At 60.8% G+C, this 11,887-nt stretch carries 12 protein-coding genes; 5 read left to right on the forward strand and 7 right to left on the reverse strand.

Features of this window, described 5'->3' with window-relative positions:
- Window positions 1–15: 15 nt before the first annotated feature.
- Entirely contained in the window at window positions 16–675 is a 660-nt protein-coding gene (gene fsa / locus GH722_07130) for a fructose-6-phosphate aldolase (protein MRG71533.1), read from the reverse strand.
- Window positions 676–752: 77 nt separating this feature from the next.
- Between fsa and GH722_07135 the strand changes: the two genes are divergently transcribed.
- Window positions 753–2,948: a primosomal protein N' gene (locus GH722_07135; protein MRG71534.1), complete on the forward strand. Its 2,196-nt coding sequence runs from the start codon at window positions 753–755 to the stop codon at window positions 2,946–2,948.
- A 22-nt stretch (window positions 2,949–2,970) separates the two neighbouring features.
- Here the strand turns inward: GH722_07135 and GH722_07140 are convergent, their stop codons facing one another.
- The 5 genes from GH722_07140 to GH722_07160 are packed head-to-tail and all read right to left on the reverse strand — an operon-like array spanning window position 2,971 to window position 7,472.
- Window positions 2,971–3,282 (reverse strand): transcriptional regulator, encoded by a 312-nt coding sequence (locus tag GH722_07140; protein MRG71535.1) that lies wholly within the window; start codon window positions 3,280–3,282, stop codon window positions 2,971–2,973.
- A 17-nt stretch (window positions 3,283–3,299) separates the two neighbouring features.
- A complete protein-coding gene (locus GH722_07145; protein MRG71536.1) occupies window positions 3,300–4,295 on the reverse strand; it encodes a sodium-dependent bicarbonate transport family permease in 996 nt (331 codons plus the stop codon).
- 15 nt (window positions 4,296–4,310) lie between these two features.
- Window positions 4,311–4,769 (reverse strand): hypothetical protein, encoded by a 459-nt coding sequence (locus GH722_07150; GenBank protein ID MRG71537.1) that lies wholly within the window; start codon window positions 4,767–4,769, stop codon window positions 4,311–4,313.
- Window positions 4,769–6,550, reverse strand: a complete 1,782-nt coding sequence (locus GH722_07155; protein MRG71538.1) for an SLC13 family permease — start codon at window positions 6,548–6,550, stop codon at window positions 4,769–4,771. The genes GH722_07150 and GH722_07155 overlap by 1 nt, the downstream gene beginning before the upstream one ends.
- A 58-nt stretch (window positions 6,551–6,608) precedes the next feature.
- Window positions 6,609–7,472 carry an N-formylglutamate amidohydrolase gene (locus tag GH722_07160; GenBank protein MRG71539.1) on the reverse strand — a complete coding sequence of 288 codons (864 nt, stop codon included), beginning with the start codon at window positions 7,470–7,472 and terminating at the stop codon, window positions 6,609–6,611.
- Between the two features lie 70 nt (window positions 7,473–7,542).
- Between GH722_07160 and GH722_07165 the strand changes: the two genes are divergently transcribed.
- Genes GH722_07165 through GH722_07175 form a run of 3 tightly spaced genes read left to right on the forward strand, consistent with a single transcriptional unit; the run spans window position 7,543 to window position 9,929 of the window.
- Window positions 7,543–9,087 carry a deoxyribodipyrimidine photolyase gene (locus GH722_07165; GenBank protein ID MRG71540.1) on the forward strand — a complete coding sequence of 515 codons (1,545 nt, stop codon included), beginning with the start codon at window positions 7,543–7,545 and terminating at the stop codon, window positions 9,085–9,087.
- Window positions 9,087–9,254, forward strand: a complete 168-nt coding sequence (locus GH722_07170) for a DUF2256 domain-containing protein (protein MRG71541.1) — start codon at window positions 9,087–9,089, stop codon at window positions 9,252–9,254. The genes GH722_07165 and GH722_07170 overlap by 1 nt, the downstream gene beginning before the upstream one ends.
- 36 nt (window positions 9,255–9,290) lie before the next feature.
- A complete protein-coding gene (locus GH722_07175) occupies window positions 9,291–9,929 on the forward strand; it encodes a carbonic anhydrase (GenBank protein MRG71542.1) in 639 nt (212 codons plus the stop codon).
- Window positions 9,930–9,977: 48 nt separating this feature from the next.
- Here the strand turns inward: GH722_07175 and ltaE are convergent, their stop codons facing one another.
- Window positions 9,978–11,045 (reverse strand): low-specificity L-threonine aldolase, encoded by a 1,068-nt coding sequence (ltaE, locus tag GH722_07180; GenBank protein ID MRG71543.1) that lies wholly within the window; start codon window positions 11,043–11,045, stop codon window positions 9,978–9,980.
- Window positions 11,046–11,156: 111 nt separating this feature from the next.
- Between ltaE and GH722_07185 the strand changes: the two genes are divergently transcribed.
- Complete coding sequence (locus tag GH722_07185; GenBank protein ID MRG71544.1) at window positions 11,157–11,855, forward strand: glutathione S-transferase; 699 nt, start codon at window positions 11,157–11,159, stop codon at window positions 11,853–11,855.
- The last annotated feature ends 32 nt before the right edge of the window (window positions 11,856–11,887 follow it).

Consider the following 11,887-nt stretch of genomic DNA (forward strand, 5'->3'; position numbering starts at 1 on the left):
GGCAACCCGATCCGGTCACTGCGGCAGAATTGATTGACCGGTCTTTTCCCAGTCGTCCAGGAATGCTTTTAGCCCCTTATCCGTTAACGGATGGTTGTAAAGCTGACGTAAAGTTGCAGGAGGCAGGGTCGCGACGTCGGCGCCCATATGGGCGGCACGGACCACATGCAGGGGTGAACGGACGGAAGCGACAAGCACTTCCGTTGCAAAATCGTAGGCTGCGTAGATGTCGCAGATATCGCCGATCAGCTCCATTCCGTCCTGTCCGATATCGTCGAGCCGGCCGACAAACGGTGAAATGAAGGTTGCCCCTGCCTTGGCAGCCAGCAGGGCCTGTGCCGAGGAGAAGCAGAGCGTTACATTGACCATGGTCCCGGCTCCGGTCAGTGCCTTGCAGGTGCGCAGGCCATCAACCGTCAGGGGCACCTTGACGGCGACATTGTTTGCAATCGCTGCGAGGTACTGGCCTTCCTTCATCATGCCCGCATAATCAGTTGCGGTGACTTCGGCGCTGACAGGGCCATCGACAATGTCGCAAATTTCGGCGATGACATCAGCGATTTTTGCGCCAGACTTGGCGATGAGGGACGGGTTGGTGGTTACACCGTCAACCATGCCGGTTTCGTTGATATCCCGGATTTCGGTGACGTCGGCGGTATCGATAAAGAACTTCATCTGTTTTCCACTTCGGGGTCTGGATCCGCATTATTTTGCGAGTGCGACAGAATTACTTGGAACCTATAGTATAGCTCATGGAATCCGGCAACGTAAATCAAGGTCAGACCCGGGTCTCTGTTCTGCTTCCCTTGCCCTTGTCCGGCGCCTACGACTATCGCGCCGATATTAGTCTTGGATTACAACCGGGCGATATTGTCGAGGTGCCGCTCGGGCACCAGAAACGCATCGGCGTGGTCTGGGGCATGGCAGAGGGTGATGTCACTGACGGGCGTCTGAAAGATGTCATTCTGAAGCATGACGGTGTGCGTCTGCCCGATGCCGTATTGCGGCTGGTCGACTGGATTGCCGATTATACCCTGAGCCCGCCGGGGGCTGTTCTCCGCATGGCGCTCAGCGTGCCCAGGGCGCTGGAGCCACCGCCGGTTCAGCGTGCCTACCTGACAGAACCGGGGTTTGACCTGAGCAGCCTGCGCATGACCCCGGCGCGGCAGCGAATACTGGATATCGCGGCGGATGGTCCGCCCCGGACAATGCGCGAACTGGCGGAAGAGGCGGGTGTTGGTCAGTCCGTCGTCAAAGGTCTCTGGCAGGCAGGTGCCCTGCAGGAACTTCTGCAGCCGGCGGACCCGCGCATCATCGCTCCCGATCCGGACAGGCTGGCTCCCGGGCTTTCGGCCGATCAGCGGGTTTCTGCTGATGCTCTTGCCGGGGCTATCGGCCAGGGCTTCTCGGTGCATCTGCTCGACGGGGTGACCGGAGCCGGCAAGACCGAAGTGTATCATGAGGCGATTGCCGAGGCGTTGCGCCAGAACCGGCAGGTTCTCGTCATGCTGCCGGAAATTGCCCTGAGCCCGCCTTCACTGGACCGTTTTGCGCGCCGTTTTGGTGTCTGCCCGACCCTCTGGCACTCCGAAATCAGTCAGACTGCCCGGCGTCAGAACTGGCGGGCGGTGGCAGATGGCAGGGCGCGGGTGGTTGTCGGTGCCCGGTCTGCCCTGTTTCTGCCGTTTGCCGAACTTGGCCTGATGGTCATTGATGAGGAACATGACGCCGCCTTCAAGCAGGAAGAGGGGGTGATCTACAATGCCCGGGACATGGCCGTGGTGCGGGCCCGTATTGAACATATCCCGATTGTCCTGGCTTCTGCCACGCCGTCGCTGGAGACCATCACCAATGCAGAGGCCGGCCGGTATGCCCGTCATCGTCTGACGGCCCGGTTCGGCGGGGCAACCCTGCCGGAGGTCGAGGTGATCGACATGCGCAAACAGGGGCCGGAAGACCGGCGGCACTGGCTGTCCCCGAAGCTGACGGAGGCACTGGAAACAACCTTCGAGGCAGGCGAGCAGGCAGCCTTGTTCATCAACCGCCGCGGCTATGCCCCCCTGACACTCTGCCGCACCTGTGGTCACCGGATGCAATGCCCGCGCTGTACGTCATGGCTGGTTGAACACCGGCTGGCCGGACGGTTGCAGTGTCACCATTGCGGTTATGCGGCCCGGAAGCCGAAAAACTGCCCGTCCTGCGAGGCGGAAGATACCCTTGCTGCCTGTGGTCCGGGGGTTGAACGGCTGGCGGAGGAGGCCATCGGCCTCTGGCCGCAACGCAATGTGCTGATCGCAACCTCCGATACGGTGCGGGGACCGGATGCGGCGGCTGAAATGGTACGACAGGTGACGGATCGCGAAGTTGATTTGCTGGTCGGAACCCAGCTGATCGCCAAGGGGCATCATTTCCCCCTGCTGACGCTGGTTGGTGTGGTTGATGCGGATCTGGGGCTGGCAGGCGGCGACCTCCGGGCGGCAGAGCGAACCTATCAGTTGCTGCATCAGGTGGCGGGTCGCGCCGGGCGGGAAGATCGTCCGGGCAAGGTCCTGCTGCAGACCTATCAGCCGGATCATCCGGTCATTCAGGCGCTGGCGTCGGGTGATCGCGATGGTTTCATGGCGGCAGAAAGCGAAGGCCGTAAAGCCGCCGGCATGCCCCCCTTCGGGCGGCTGGCCGGCCTTGTCGTGTCGGGCAAGGATTTCGGCGCGGTTGAACGTACTGCACGGTCCCTCGCGGGGACGGCCCCGCGGGACGCCGGGCTGGAAGTCTGGGGCCCGGCCCCTGCCCCGCTGGCCGTGCTGCGTGGCCGGCACAGGATGCGGCTGCTGATGTGCACGGAACGCCGGATTGATATTCAGGCTGCATTGCGGGCCTGGATGAAGGCGACAGAGATTCCGTCCAGTGTCCGGGTCCAGATCGACGTCGATCCCTATTCGTTCATGTAGTCCGGAGACTGACGGCTGACGTTCAGAAATGCTCGTCGCGGATGACTTCGGTGTCGGTCATGCTGATGACCCCGATATGACGGGACAGCAGATTATGGACGGCTTCCAGTACCTCGCGGGCGACAGAGGGATCGACGATGGCGATCACCATGACCATGCGTCCGGCATCAATGATCATACCCTGCCGTTCCCAGTCACCGGCGGCACCGCTGCCCTGCATGACCGGCAGGACGGTGTGGCCGCGCACACCCTGTTCGCCCAGCAGTTTCACCAGCCGGTTCAGAACAGGGGCTTCGATAATGATTTCAATGCGTTTCTTCGTATGAGTCTGCATGATGTCTTCTCCCGGTCTCAGGCGGCCATACCGGCGATTGCCACATAAAGCGGAATGCCGAGGGTCAGGTTGAAGGGGAAGGTGATGGCCAGCGACAGGGTCAGCGATATCGCCGGGTCAGCTTCCGGCAGGGCAAGGCGCATGGCGGCGGGGACAGCGATATAGGAGGCGCTGGCGGACAGGGTCATCAGCAGCGCCGCAGAGCCCGGCTCCATACCCGTCAGGGAGGCTGCGAGATATCCCACGGCGGCACCGATCAGTGGCATGTAAAGGCCGAAGGCGATTGTCCGCCAGTCCAGCTTCGACCCGCTGCGCGAGAAGCCGCGTCCGGCAATCAGGCCCATATCCAGCAGGAAGATGCAGAGCACCCCCTTGAACGGGTCGACAATGAAGGGTGCGATCATGGTCAGGCCGTCATGGCCGGTGATACAGCCGATCAGGAACGAGCCGGCCAGCAGAAGGATGCTGCCGTTCACGGCGATTTCACGCAGTAACTCGCGGTCGAGTCCCCCGCCCCCCGTGCCACCGGTATCGCCCGCCCGGCTGAGGCCGGTGGCCAGCAGCAGACCGGCAAGGATGGCCGGGGCTTCCATAACCGCGGCAACTGCAACCATATGGCCGTCATAGCCAATACCGAACTGGTTCAGGGCCTGGGTTGCGGCGATGAAGGTCACAATGCTGATGGAGCCGTAATGGGCCGCAACCGCGCCGGCATCAATGCGTGACAGACCGGTTGCAAACCGCAGGACCATAAAGGCCATGAACGGAATCACCGTACTGAGCAGTGCCCCGGCAATCAGCGCCAGAACCAGTGACAGACTGATGCCACTGGCCGCGACTTCTGCCCCGCCCTTGAAGCCGATGGCCATGACCAGATAAAGCGAGATGCCCTTGGCAATGGCCTCCGGAATGGCGAGATCGCTCCGGACCAGTGAGGCAATAAAGCCGAGGGCGAAAAACAGCACCATGGGGGCCAGCAGGTTGGCCGCCGCGATATCAATGATTCCCTGCATTCCCGGCCCTCTGTCTCAGTTTGCCCATCTGCAGCGTGGCGGCAGGGGAATTTCCCTGACCACGCCCCTGCCCAGCATCAGGGCGCGTCTTTCTGCGTCACCATATTGTCCCTGTGATTCACGTTCGCAATCCCTCGCATAGCCGGAAGTCACCAGTTCACGGGCAACATCAATGCCGTTTCTGTTGCAGATACCGAAATGCCGCCGGGCACTGATCTTCTGCGTCAGGCGACAGGTGACCAGCTGATTGCCGACAATCCTGAACAACTCGCGCTGTGCAGCAGCTGCCCCCTCCTCGCCGTTGCCGGGAGAGACAATCCCGTAGAGCCGGACTTCAACACCACTCATGCTGAAGGTGCGCGAATCAATGATGGCCGTCGCAAAATCACGAAGTTCAGAAGCCTGCAAGGAAGCTGCGAAGCCTGATATGAATGTCAGGAGCAGCCCCAGCCAGAAGGTCTTGAATGCCGTCATTACAGAGGCCAGACCAGCAGGATCATGGGCGTGCCGACAGAGATCAGCAGAACTTCCAGCGGCAGCCCCATGCGCCAGTAATCGCCAAACCGGTAGCCGCCCGGGCCCATGACGAGGGCGTTGTTCTGATGCCCGATCGGGGTCAGGAAGGCGCAGGAGGCACCGATGGCAACTGCCATCAGGAAAGAGTCCGGATTGACGTCCATCCCGGTTGCCGTGCGCACTGCGATCGGGGCCATCAGGACGGCTGTGGCTGCATTGTTGAGCACGTCAGAGACGGTCATGGTGACGGCAAAAATCAGAATCAGGGCGAGTACCGGTGACTGTCCGATGGGTGAGCCCGCCAGTGCATTGGCGGCGAGGTCGGCAAGGCCGGTCGATTCCAGCGCGCCACCAACCGGAATCATCCCGGCCAGCAACACAATGACCGGCCAGTCGACAGCGTCATACAGGTCACGGACCGGCACCACATTCATCAGAACCACCAGCAGGGCAGCGATACCCAGTGCAATAGGCAGGGCGACAAGTTTCAGCGAGGCCAGCAGCACAGCCAGACCAAAGATGCCGATGGTTGCGATGGCTTTGCGACGCGCCCCCAGTGTCACCGCGCTGGCCATCAGCGGCAGAATACCGAGGCGCTTTGCCGCGCCGTCGAGGCGTTCCTGCTCACCATAGAGCAGCATCACATCACCGGATTGCAGTCTGAAATCCCGCAGACGGCCAACCTGCTGGCGGCCCTGTCGGGAGACGCCGAGGAGATGGACTTCATGACGGCTGCGGAACCGGACTGACTCGACGGTACGACCATCCAGCCGGGTCCGGGGCTGAACCACACCCTGCATCAGGTGAAGATCGTCGGACTCAAGGGCAGAACGGCCTTTTGTTTCCGTACCGCTGATTGTGAAGCCGGTTTCGGTAGCGAATTTGTCAGCCTGTTCGGCGCTGGTTTCGATCAGCAGGATGTCACCGGCAAACAGGGGCTCGCGTTTGGGGAACCCGGACAGCCGTCGCCCGCGCCGGATGATGGCAAGGCCCTGTATATCGCTTTCTTCGGCATCGGCTTCGACGTCGGCCCAGCATTTGTCGATATAGTCATTTTCCTTCGGGATCACGAATTCAAAGATGTAGTTATCAATCTGGACCAGATCCCCGTTCTCTGCCGAGCCGCTGCGTTCCTTAGGCATCAGCCGCCAGCCGATGAGAGCGACAAACAGAATGCCTGAGACGGCCAGCACGAACCCGACCGGGGTGAAGTCGAACATACCGAACGGCTCACCCGCGCTGACGGCACGATAGTTGGCAATGATGACGTTCGGGGGTGTGCCGATCAGGGTGATCAGGCCGCCCAGAATTGACCCGAAAGACAGGGGCATCAGAATCAGCGCAGTCCGGCGCTTTGCCGCGATGGCGGTCTGTATCGCAACCGGCATCAGCAGGGCCAGGGCACCGACATTGTTCATGAAACCGGACAACAGACCGCCAATTCCCGCCAGACCACCGATATGGGTTGTGGTTGTGCCGGTCATCGGGGTGATCAGCCGTGCCAGCATTTCGGTCACGCCGGAGTTGGACAGGGCACGGCTGAGGATCAGGACCGCCGCCACGGTAACGGTCGCCGGATGCCCGAAACCGCTGAACGCTTCCGCCGAGGGAATAAGACCAAGAACGACAGCCAGCATGAGGCCGCCAAAGGCGACCAGGTCGTACCGATATTTCCCCCACAGAAACAGGGTGAACATCAGCACGAGCAGGCCGGTAAGCATAATCTGGGGCGTCGTCATGAGGCAGACCTTATCATGCCGGGAAAACAGTCATTCGGGAGCCGGACCGGAGGATTATTCAGCGCAACTGATCTCTGGCATAAGCCACCACATCACGCACCAGTTTGTCGAGGTCGGCTTTCAGCTGATCGAAACCGGATGACTTCAGATAATTCTCTTCATCCATATACAGACGCCGGTTGATCTCGATCTGGATGCTGTGGCGGTTGGCGGCGGGGTCACTGTATTTCTGGATCAGGGCCGCCCCCTTGTAGGGCCAGTTGATGCTGGCGTCATAGCCGGCGGATTGCAGCTGTCCGGCGACAAAGGCCGTGAATGCCGGGTCCGAGGTTGTACCGTCCCGGTCGCTGATGACAAAGTCCGGCCGCGGTTTTCCCGCATCGTCATTCATTTTGTTGCCCATGGACTTCATGGAATGGCAATCCACATGCCAGACGCCGCCAAAACGGTCCCGGGTCTGGTCGATCAGCTGCTTCAGGGCGGTGTGGTAGGGGGTGAAGTAGCGATCAATGCGGTCTTCGATCTCGGCGACAGTCAGCGGACGGCCATGGACCGGCTGGTCAGGCAGCGCCAGGGTGCGGATCAGGCCAAACCCCTTCGCACTTTTGTCAGTCGGGTTGAGGCCACGTGTCCAGTTGCCGTCAATCATCGCCGGATCAATGTCATCCTCGGAGCGGTTGGCGTCGATGAACATGCGCGGAAAATGGGCTGCCAGCAGGGCCGCCCCTTCGGCAGGTCCGGCACTGAACAGCTCATCGACGAACATGTCGACGCCGGTTCGCAGGGCATGGAGCGAGGCAACATATTCGAATTCCGGCGGCAGGACCTCACCGCTGTGAGGGCTGTCGAACACCACAGGAGCAGGGTCGCCTGTCGGTTCCTGCAGATAAAGCACGCCGGGTATTTCTGTCTTTCTGCTCATGTCGCTGTTCTCGTTTCCATGCTGGTGATTCGTCGTTGGATTCGCATCACCCTGTTACCAGATAAACCGAATGGGTATACAGATCGTATGGTACAAACGCGACCTTCGCATCACCGATCATGCGCCGCTTGCCGAAGCATCGCGACGCGGGCCGGTTTTGCCGCTTTATGTGGTCGAGCCGGACTACTGGCAGCTGCCGGACACATCTGACCGGCAGTGGCAGTTTACCCGCGATTGCCTGTCCGGCCTCCGCAAAGATCTCGCCGGACTCGGGCTGACCCTGATCATCCGGCAGGGTGATATCATCCGGGTTCTGGAGGAGTTGCGGGCAAAACAGCCGGTCGACACGATCTGGGCGCATGAAGAGACCGGCAATGCCTGGACTTACGCCCGCGACCGGCAGGTTATTGCCTGGTGCCGGGCGACGGGTATCCGGTTGCGGGAATGCCGTCAGTCCGGTGTTATCCGGCGGCTGAAAAACCGGGACGGCCGGGCTGCAAGCTGGAACCGTTTCATGTTTCAGCCGGTTCCGGACCTTCCCGCAGGCGTGACTCCGGCTGTGGATGTCAGCACGGACCCCTTGCCCGAAACCGTAACGTCCCGTCAGTCCGGCGCGGGGAACAGTCCGGAGAGCGGCCAGATCCAGCGCGGTGGTCGTGTCCGGGCCATAAGCTGCCTGCAGAGCTTCCTTGAATATCGCGGAGAGACCTATCGCCGGTCGATGTCCGGACCACTGGAAGGTGCTGAGGCCTGTTCACGGCTCAGTCCGCATATCGCGCTGGGCAGCCTCTCGATCCGGGAAATCGTGACCGCCCTGCGGCAGCGCCAGGCGGAACTCGACGGACCGGGTAACACAGCCTGGAAACAGTCGCTGTCTTCGTTTTCCAGCCGGCTGGCCTGGCATTGCCACTTTATCCAGAAACTGGAGGATGAACCGTCGATTGAATTCAGGGATATGCATCCGGCCTATCGCGGTCTGCGCCAGACAGATCCAGTCCGCCTGCAACGCTTTGCAGCCGGTGAGACCGGATATCCGTTTGTCGATGCCTGCCTCCGGTCACTGCGGCAGACCGGCTGGATCAATTTTCGGATGCGGGCCATGCTGGCCTCTTTTGCAACACATCACCTCTGGATGCACTGGCAGGAGCCGGGATTTGTTCTGGGGCGCTGGTTTACCGACTATGAACCGGGTATCCACTGGTCGCAGATGCAAATGCAATCCGGCTCGACCGGCATCAACACCATCCGCATCTACAATCCGGTGAAGCAGTCCCGGGAACAGGATCCGGAAGGCCGTTTCATCCGCCGCTGGGTGCCCGAACTGGAAAGCCTGCCGGCGGAAGACCTGCATGAACCATGGCTTGCCTCTCCGCTGATTCTGGCCAGTGCCGGTTTTCGTCCGGGTATTTCCTACCCTGCTCCCGTCGTCGATCTGCAACAGGCGGCGCGAGAGGCCAGAGACAGGCTTTACGCGGTCCGGCGGGGCCGCGACTTCTTTGATGAAGCCGGGGCCATTCAGGCCAAGCATGGCAGCCGCAAAAGCCGTACATCGTCGCAGGCGAAACGAAAACGCACACCCCCGCCGAACCCCCGTCAGACAGAGTTCAAGCTCTGATGCGGCGGGGCACGAAAGGAAATGGCAAGGTGGTCCGGAAAGCCGATTTGCCAAGAAAGCCCTGTGTTGCTTGCGGTCTCCCGATTGTCTGGCGTAAGAAGTGGGCACGCGACTGGGACAGTGTGCGTTACTGTTCCGAGCGCTGCCGGCGGTCTGTAAAGCCCTGAGCATCGCCGGGACCGGGTTTTCAGCGGGGATGACTTTTGGCAGACGACAATTTTATCACACGAATGCGGCGAGGATATCAGAGCTTCAAAGGCCCTGAATTTGCCGAAGTTCATGAGCGTTATGCGCAGCTTGCACAGATTGGACAATCACCCAAGGCGGTGGTCATCGCCTGTAGTGATTCACGGGTCAATCCGACCCTGATCACCCAGGCGGAGCCGGGCGAGCTGTTTCTGATCCGCAATGTGGCGAATATTGCGCCGCCCTATAACCCGGATGGCGGTTATCACGGCACCAGCGCGGCCCTGGAATTTGCCATCTGCGGTCTTGGTATCCGGAATGTCATTATTCTGGGTCACGCCAAATGCGGCGGGGTCCGTGCCCTGATTGAAGATCAGCGGGGGGCAACCGATGTCGGGGAGTTTATCCCGCAATGGATCAGCATTGCCCGTGATGCCTATCAGCGGGTTGCCGGCAGCTGTTGTTCTGCTGAGGAAGTCGCACCGGAGGTCGAACGGGAAGTTGTCCGGCTGTCGCTGGCCAATCTCCGGACGTTTCCGTGGATTGCCGACCGGGAAGCCGCCGGCGAGATTGCCCTGCATGGCTGGTATTTCGATATCGGGCCGTCACGGCTGCTGGCGCTGGATGAAAAAACCAACGAGTTCAGCGAAATCTGATATTCCGCCGCCGTCCTTCCGACCCTCTCCGGGGCTGCTTTGGCGTCTCTAGATTTTGTTATGGAAGCCGCGGAAGGCGCTGATTACCCGGTCGAGGCGGTTGTCGTCGATGTCGCGATGCAGGACGATCCGGACTACATCACCCCCGCCGACAATGATTTCATGTCCGGCGAGATGTTCGCGTAAGTCATCGCCCCTGCCCTCAGCCAGTGTCGCGAACAGCATGTTGCTCTGTGTCCGGCGAAGGTCTGTGACAATCCCCGGCATGTCCTGCAGCGCATCGGCAAGGATGGCGGCGCGGCGATGGTCTTCCGACAGGCTGTCGATGTTTTCTGTCAGGGCGTAAAGACCGGCAGCCGCCAGAATACCGGCCTGGCGCATACCGCCGCCCAGCATCTTGCGCAGGCGCCGTGCCCTGGCAATCAGGTCCGCCGGTCCGACCAGCACCGAGCCGACCGGCGCGCCCAGACCTTTCGACAGGCAGATCGACACCGTATCGGCGACATCTGCGATTTCCCGGGGCGCACAGCCCAGCGCAACAGCCGCGTTGAACAGCCGGGCGCCGTCCATATGCACCGCCATCCCGGCGGCTCTGGCAGGTGCGGCAGAGGCGGCCAGTACGGCCGGAGACAGCACCATGCCGGAGACCGTATTCTCCAGCGACAGCAGGCGGCTGACCGGATGATGCGGGTCATCGGGCTTGATGGCGGCGGCGACATCTTCTGCGCGGATCGACCCGTCCGGCTGCACGGGCAAAATCTGGTAAACCGCGCTGCCGAGCACAGAGGCCCCGCCCGCTTCGTAGCGGAAGACGTGATAGGCGTCACCGATGATGATTTCGTCACCGCGCCCGCAATGGGCCAGCACACCGGTGAGATTGCTCTGTGTGCCGGAAGACAGATACAGACCGGCTTCCTTGCCCATCAGGTCAGCGGCAACCTCCTCCAGCCGGGTAACCGTGGGGTCTTCGCCATAGACATCATCACCGACAATGGCTTCGGCCATCGCGGCCCGCATGGCGTCAGAGGGCCGGGTGACAGTATCTGAACGCAGGTCAATGAACTGGCTCCGGTCCGTAATCCCGGTGTTTGCTTTTGAGCCTGCGTAAATGTTCATGTCATTCTCTTTGTTTTGAATTCGGGTAAGTTACAGGCTGGCAGATGAATTGAAAGAGCCAGCTTCGACCCCATTTACCGGATTACATGAACAGAAACAAAGGGGACAGATTTGTCCGATCTTTCAGAATTTCCAATCACCGGTCGCTGGCCAGCCCGGCATCCGGACCGTATTCAGCTTTATTCGCTGGCAACACCGAATGGTGTGAAGGTGTCGGTCATGCTGGAGGAAACCGGCCTTGCCTATGAGGCGCACAAGGTCTCCTTCGGGACGGATGATCAGATGACCCCGGAATTTCTGTCACTGAATCCGAACAACAAGATTCCCGCGATCATTGACCCGGATGGCCCGGGCGGCAAGCCGCTGCCCTTGTTCGAAAGTGCTGCCATCCTGATTTATCTGGCGGAGAAGACGGGCAGGTTTCTGCCGGCAGACCCGGCAGCACGCTACGAAACCATTCAGTGGCTGATGTTCCAGATGGGTGGCGTCGGGCCGATGTTTGGCCAGTTCGGGCATTTCTTCAAATTTGCCGCTGACAAGATTACCGACACCTACCCGACTGAACGCTATCTCAATGAATCAAAGCGCCTGCTGGGCGTGCTTGATCAGCGTCTGGCAGACCGCAACTACATAATGGGTGATGAGTATACCATCGCCGACATTGCAATCTTCCCGTGGATCCGGGTGATGGGCGGCTTTTATGGCGCGGCGAAAGAAACCGAGCTGGAAAGCCGGACCAACGTCACCGCCTATCTGGAACGCTGCCTTGCCCGCCCGGCGGTGCAGAAAGGCCTTGCCGTCCCGGCCTGACCGGGCCTGGTGACACCGAATTCAGACGGTCC

It is taken from the genome of Alphaproteobacteria bacterium HT1-32 (assembly GCA_009649675.1).
Classification (GTDB): Bacteria; Pseudomonadota; Alphaproteobacteria; order Rhodospirillales; family HT1-32; genus HT1-32.

Coding starts and splice junctions, on each gene's coding strand:
- GH722_07150 (MRG71537.1), bottom strand. CDS start 4,769: ATGACGGCATTCAAGACCTTCTGGCTGGGGCTGCTCCTGACATTCATA.
- GH722_07135 (MRG71534.1), top strand. CDS start 753: ATGGAATCCGGCAACGTAAATCAAGGTCAGACCCGGGTCTCTGTTCTG.
- GH722_07165 (MRG71540.1), top strand. CDS start 7,543: ATGGGTATACAGATCGTATGGTACAAACGCGACCTTCGCATCACCGAT.
- GH722_07155 (MRG71538.1), bottom strand. CDS start 6,550: ATGACGACGCCCCAGATTATGCTTACCGGCCTGCTCGTGCTGATGTTC.
- ltaE (MRG71543.1), bottom strand. CDS start 11,045: ATGAACATTTACGCAGGCTCAAAAGCAAACACCGGGATTACGGACCGG.
- GH722_07170 (MRG71541.1), top strand. CDS start 9,087: ATGCGGCGGGGCACGAAAGGAAATGGCAAGGTGGTCCGGAAAGCCGAT.
- GH722_07140 (MRG71535.1), bottom strand. CDS start 3,282: ATGCAGACTCATACGAAGAAACGCATTGAAATCATTATCGAAGCCCCT.
- GH722_07145 (MRG71536.1), bottom strand. CDS start 4,295: ATGCAGGGAATCATTGATATCGCGGCGGCCAACCTGCTGGCCCCCATG.
- GH722_07160 (MRG71539.1), bottom strand. CDS start 7,472: ATGAGCAGAAAGACAGAAATACCCGGCGTGCTTTATCTGCAGGAACCG.
- fsa (MRG71533.1), bottom strand. CDS start 675: ATGAAGTTCTTTATCGATACCGCCGACGTCACCGAAATCCGGGATATC.